Below are 4,975 nucleotides of genomic sequence, written 5' to 3'. Positions count from 1 at the left end.
CATCCGCCAAGCCGCCATCACCGCCATCAGCGACGGCACCGAACGCATCACCAAACAATCACTCGAAGCCATCCGCCTCGACCACCTCGCCGAAACCCACCACCGTCCCCGCACCCGAACCCGCTAACCCCCACCCCACCAGCACGAACAGTCCTGACCAGCAAAAACACCAACCAAACCTTTACACGCCAGAACTACCTACAACTCCCCCAGCAAACACCCATACAGAACACATAACCACAGCTCAGACACCCCGACCCAGCCACACGAACCGCTCACCCTTCCTCTCAACAAACCCACAACACTCCAGGCCAACCGCCACCCCGCACACCAACAAACCCCCCTACGAGCGTTACGACCCGATCTACCGGCGCAATGTGACCTGGCTGGCCGGATACCGGCACCCGCGGCACCACGGTGGTCAGTTGCTTGTTGCCGCGCTGCAGGAGGCGTTCGCCGAGCCCGCGCCGCTGTGGGAGGGCGTACGGAGGATCGGGGATCCGCTGGTAGTACTTCCCGCGCTGTTCCATGCCCTGTGGGCGGGACAGCTGGCGGCGGACCTGGGGGCGGCGATGCATGAGCGGATGCCGGTGTGGGCGCAGGCGGCAGAGTGAGGGCGGGCAGCGGGATGTCTGGCAGGCCGGTGGTGGAGCTGGGGTGCCAGGTGCGGTTCGGGGGGCGCACCTGGAGGGTGGCGGCCCTTGCTGACGGTCAGGTGCGGCTGGTCACCGAGGACGGTGAAGTAGCGGCGGTTTTGATGTCGCTGGTGTTCGCCGATGCGGGGTTCGAAGTCCTGGATGCGCCGGGAGTGCCCAGGGTGCCGCCGCTGGGCTTGCTGGAGTCGTTGTCCGAGGCGGTGCGGGAACGGGCCCTGGCGTGGGAGCGGCATGTGCGGGAGGTGGAGACGGGGCGGCCAGGCGGGTCCGGTGCAGCAGGGCCGCCGCGGGCGGAGTACGACCCGCAGACGCGGACGCTGGCTCAGCGCGAGGAGGCGAAGGCGGTGGAGCTGTCGGCGGCCGGCATGCCGACCAGCGCGGTGACGGTGCGGCGGATGCGGGCCCGTCACCGGCAGGACGGGGTGTGGGGGCTGGTGGACCACCGGGCCACCCGGCCGCGGTCCGTCCTGGGGCGTGCGGACGAGCGGGTGGTGGCCGCCCTGCGGGAGGTGCTGGAGGCCGGGCGGGAGCGCTCCAACGGGACGCTGGGGCGGCTTCGGGTGTACACCGAGCGGCTGCTGGCCGAGCAGTACGGGGACGGGGTGGTGCCGCTGCCCCCGAGTGCGACGTTCAACCGGCTCGTGCACGCCGTCGCCGACGGCCGCGGGCTGCTGGACAGTGCGCGGCAGCGCCGCTGGCGCTCAGCCCGGCCGGCTCCCCCGTTCGTGCCGACGACGGTGATGGCGCCGGGTGAGCTGGTGATGATGGACAGCACCATGCTGGACGCCTTCGTGGTGCTCGACGACGGGGTGGTGGAGCGTCCGGAGCTAACCATCGCTCTGGATGTGGCCACCCGCACCATCTGCGCGGCCATGCTGCGCGCGAAAGGGATCCGCAGCGTGGACGCGGCGCAGCTGCTGGCGCAGATGATGGTCCCGGCGCCGATGCGACCCGGCTGGGCCGAGGCGCTGGCGATGGAACACTCGGTGGTGCCCTACGAGCGGCTGCTGAGCGTGGATGCCCGGCTGGAAGGTGCCGCGGCGCGGCCGGTGATCACCCCGCAGACCATCGTGGTCGATCAGGGCAATGTGTTCGTCTCATCCTCGTTCATCGCCGCCTGCGAGTCGCTGGGTATCTCCGTGCAGCCCGCGCCGCCGGGCAACGGGCCGGCCAAGGGGCACGTGGAGCGCACCTTCTCCTCGATCAACACACTGTTTGTGCAGCACGTGGCCGCCTATACGGCTTCGCACACCGGCGAGCGTGGGAAGGACGCCGAGGGCGAGGCGGTGTGGACGCTGGCCCAGTTGGCCGAGATGTTCCAGGAGTGGATCATCTGCGGGTGGCAGGAGCGTGAGCACGATGGGCTGCGGCATCCGATGATGCCCCGCTGTGCGCTGTCGCCGAATGAGATGTGGGCGGCGCTGATCGCCGTGTGCGGGTACGTCCCGGTGCCGCTGGGTCGCGAAGACTACATCGAGCTGATGCCCCTGAAGCGGCATTTGATCCCCAGGGCCTACGGCGCCTTGGTTTTCACGGCCCGATCGAGCGAAAGACAGGTCTGCCGCGAGCCTGACCCCATATCAAAGGGGGGAAGATTCTCGCCTCATAGGAGGAGCCGTGAAGCCCGCTGTCTCCTCCTTGGTCCGAGGATGGGCCGCTCCCTCCTGGCCGACCAGCCGCGTGAGCAGCTCGACGATCTGCGTCTGGTTACGGTTCACCATGATTGAGGCAATTGGGCTATTTATATGAAGAAATGCCATATGCGACCCCTGGTGTGGCTAGGTTCTGTCCGGGATACCCGAAAACGGCTACTCGACGGAGACTCCATGAGAAAGATCCCGCGCCGGTACACACGCGCGTTGAGACACAAGTTCTCCGCCTACGCCCTGCCGCTGGCCCTTCTTGGCCTGCTGGCGGGACCGGCCACAGGCCCGGTGTTCGCCCAGGGGCACGGCGAAGGCGGCAATGGCGGCAGTGGTGGCATCAGCGGCAATGGCAGCAAGATCGCCTACAGTTCGATCCCCCAGCAGGTGCCAGGAAACGTCTCCAGCCTGGGCTTCGAGGCGACCTCGACGAGTGAGTTCGGGGACGAGGTCGGACTTGCCGCACTCACCCAGCCCGCCTCAGCCACCCCCGAACCGCGCACCCTCAAGTCGCTGCAGGTGGTGATGTCGAGCCAGAAATGCCAGAACGGGAGCCCGTCCGGCGGCGACTGCCTGACGACGCCGGGAGCCACCTTCACCCACCCCATCACGGCAAACATCTACGCAGTGGACAACTCGGGTCCCGTCCCCGCCCCCGGCGCTCTCCTCGCCACCGTGACGAAGACATTCAACATCCCCTACCGGCCTTCAGCGGACCCTGTGAACTGCACAGGATCGAACGCGGGCAAATGGTTCAGCCCGGCCGACAACACGTGCTACAACGGGTTGGCACACACGGTCAAATTCGACTTTCCCGGCGTGACCACCCTTCCCGACCAGGTCATCTGGACCGTCGCGTACAACACCACACACGCCGGCTACAACCCGATCGGTGAAAGCGCCCCCTGCTTCACCTCAGGCAACGGCTGCCCCTACGACTCACTCAATGTCGGGGCGCAGACGTTCCCCGGAGCACCCTTCGCAGGTACTGACGTCGACCCGAACGGCGTCTTCATCAATTCGAGTTCGGCCTCGACCTATTGCGATGGCGGCGCAGGCGGTACGGGAACTCTCCGGCTCGACACCCCGTGCTGGACAGGGTTCACACCCCTGGGCGAGATCAAGACCAAGGGCTGACCGGCCGCCAGGCCTTCTCCTGGCCCGGCCTGGCCCCCACTCCGGGCGGCCGGCCCGGGCCACCGGGCAGGGCGGCGCTCGCCAGTACCTGATCGGGGACTTCTCCGAGCAGGACTGCGACACCTACCTCGCCCACCGCTGGCGTCCGCGGGTGCTGAACCGTCTGAGCGCCCGGCACCAGCGGCCGCCCGACTGAAGCGGCGGTCTTCTCGATCGATGTCCCGCCGGGCACCATCGGTTGCATGCCGGTTTGCGCGGAGATATCAGGACAGGGCGGTACGGGGCCGGTGGTGACGGTGGGCACCGATTCCGTCCCGGCGCCGGAGCGGTTTGACTGGTGGTGCGAGATGGTCGGCCACGAAGTCATGCCTGTGGCGGCACGCAGCGCGCACACGGCTGTCTTCCAGGGCCGGGCGGAAGCCGTCGAGCTGCCGCACAGCCAGGTGACGGCCTTCGATTTCTCCCCGATGACAGCCCGCCGCTCGCCGGTCCACATCCGCCGCCACGACCCTGAGAACTACTACCTGCTCCTGGTCCGAGACAGCTCGGTCCGGCTGGAGCAGGCGCGCGGCGTCGCCTGTCTCCAAGCTGGCGACATGGCCCTGTTCTCCAGCTCGCATCCGCTGGCCTGCGAGTTCCTTGACCAGGGCCGCCAGACCCGCCCGACGCTGATGCGGCTGCCGCGCCCCGTCCCGCCGCTGGCCAGCGGCCGGGCTGACCGGCTGCTGGCCGAGCCGCTGCCGTCCCGGGCCGGGTCGGCGGCCTTGCTCGGCCCGTACCTGGCACAGCTGCCGCAGGCCGCCCGCACTGCGGCCCGGCGGAGCTGGTCCGGCTCGGCGCCATCGGGGTGGACCTGGCCGCAACCTTGCTGGCGGCCCGGCTCGGATCCCAGGACACCCTGCCCGCCGAGACACGCAATGCGGTGCTGCTGGCCCGGATCAACGCCTTCATCGACCAGCACCTGGGCGACCCCGAGTTATGCCCCGCGGCCATCGCCGCCCACCACCACATCTCCGTACGCACCCTCCACCTGCTGTTCCAAAGCGAGCCGGAAAACCGTCAGCGCCCGGATACGTCGGCGCCGCCTGGAACGCTGCCATGCCGACCTCACCGACCCCCGGCCGCGGCGGCGGTCGATCAGCGCCATCGCCGCCCGGTGGGGTTTCCCGCGCCCGGCGGACTTCAGCCGGGCGTTCCGCGCCGCGTACGGCGTGACGCCCAGAGAGCTCCGGCAGGCATCGAGAGCCCGCGTGGCGTCGTCCTCCGATCCCAGGAAGCGCAGGCCCAGCCAGGATCCATCGGTGCACTTCAGCCGGAAGCAGGGGAGGTCCGGGCCGGAGACCACCGGCACCTCAAGGCGCTCGGCGTACGGGGGGAGCTCCCTGACCAGGCGCAGTCGTGCGGCTGGGCCCGGGCCCCACCTACGTGAGGGCGCAGCCAGAAGGAAGACTCCCCAGCGGTGCAGCACCAGCAGCCGCTCCTCGTCCGGCGCCTGCCCGTACCAGTCCAGCAGAAGCTGTCCGGCCGTCCTCTTCCCAT

The 4,975-nt window shown here is 69.0% G+C and carries 4 protein-coding genes and 1 pseudogene; all 5 read left to right on the top strand.

Annotation, left to right across the window (positions count from 1 at the left end; translation table 11 throughout):
- A pseudogene (locus tag GWI24_RS45925) lies at positions 1–118 on the top strand (ATP/GTP-binding protein); the annotation flags it as partial.
- A 307-nt stretch (positions 119–425) separates the two neighbouring features.
- Complete coding sequence (locus GWI24_RS40225) at positions 426–614, top strand: hypothetical protein (RefSeq protein WP_210950973.1); 189 nt, start codon at positions 426–428, stop codon at positions 612–614.
- A gap of 14 nt (positions 615–628) precedes the next feature.
- Positions 629–2,383, top strand: a complete 1,755-nt coding sequence (locus tag GWI24_RS40220; protein WP_247617559.1) for a hypothetical protein — start codon at positions 629–631, stop codon at positions 2,381–2,383.
- A 99-nt stretch (positions 2,384–2,482) separates the two neighbouring features.
- Positions 2,483–3,436, top strand: a complete 954-nt coding sequence (locus GWI24_RS40215) for a hypothetical protein (RefSeq protein WP_210950972.1) — start codon at positions 2,483–2,485, stop codon at positions 3,434–3,436.
- Positions 3,437–3,678: 242 nt separating this feature from the next.
- Positions 3,679–4,975, top strand: a 1,297-nt coding sequence (locus tag GWI24_RS40210) for a helix-turn-helix domain-containing protein (RefSeq protein ID WP_308344251.1), incomplete at its 3' end; no start/stop codon positions are given.

The sequence above is a fragment of the Streptomyces sp. MK37H genome, from assembly GCF_018035285.1.
Lineage (GTDB): Bacteria > Actinomycetota > Actinomycetes > Streptomycetales > Streptomycetaceae > Streptomyces > Streptomyces endocoffeicus.
The sequence above is the reverse complement of the archived record's forward strand: the minus strand, read 5'-3'. Positions and strand labels throughout refer to the sequence as shown.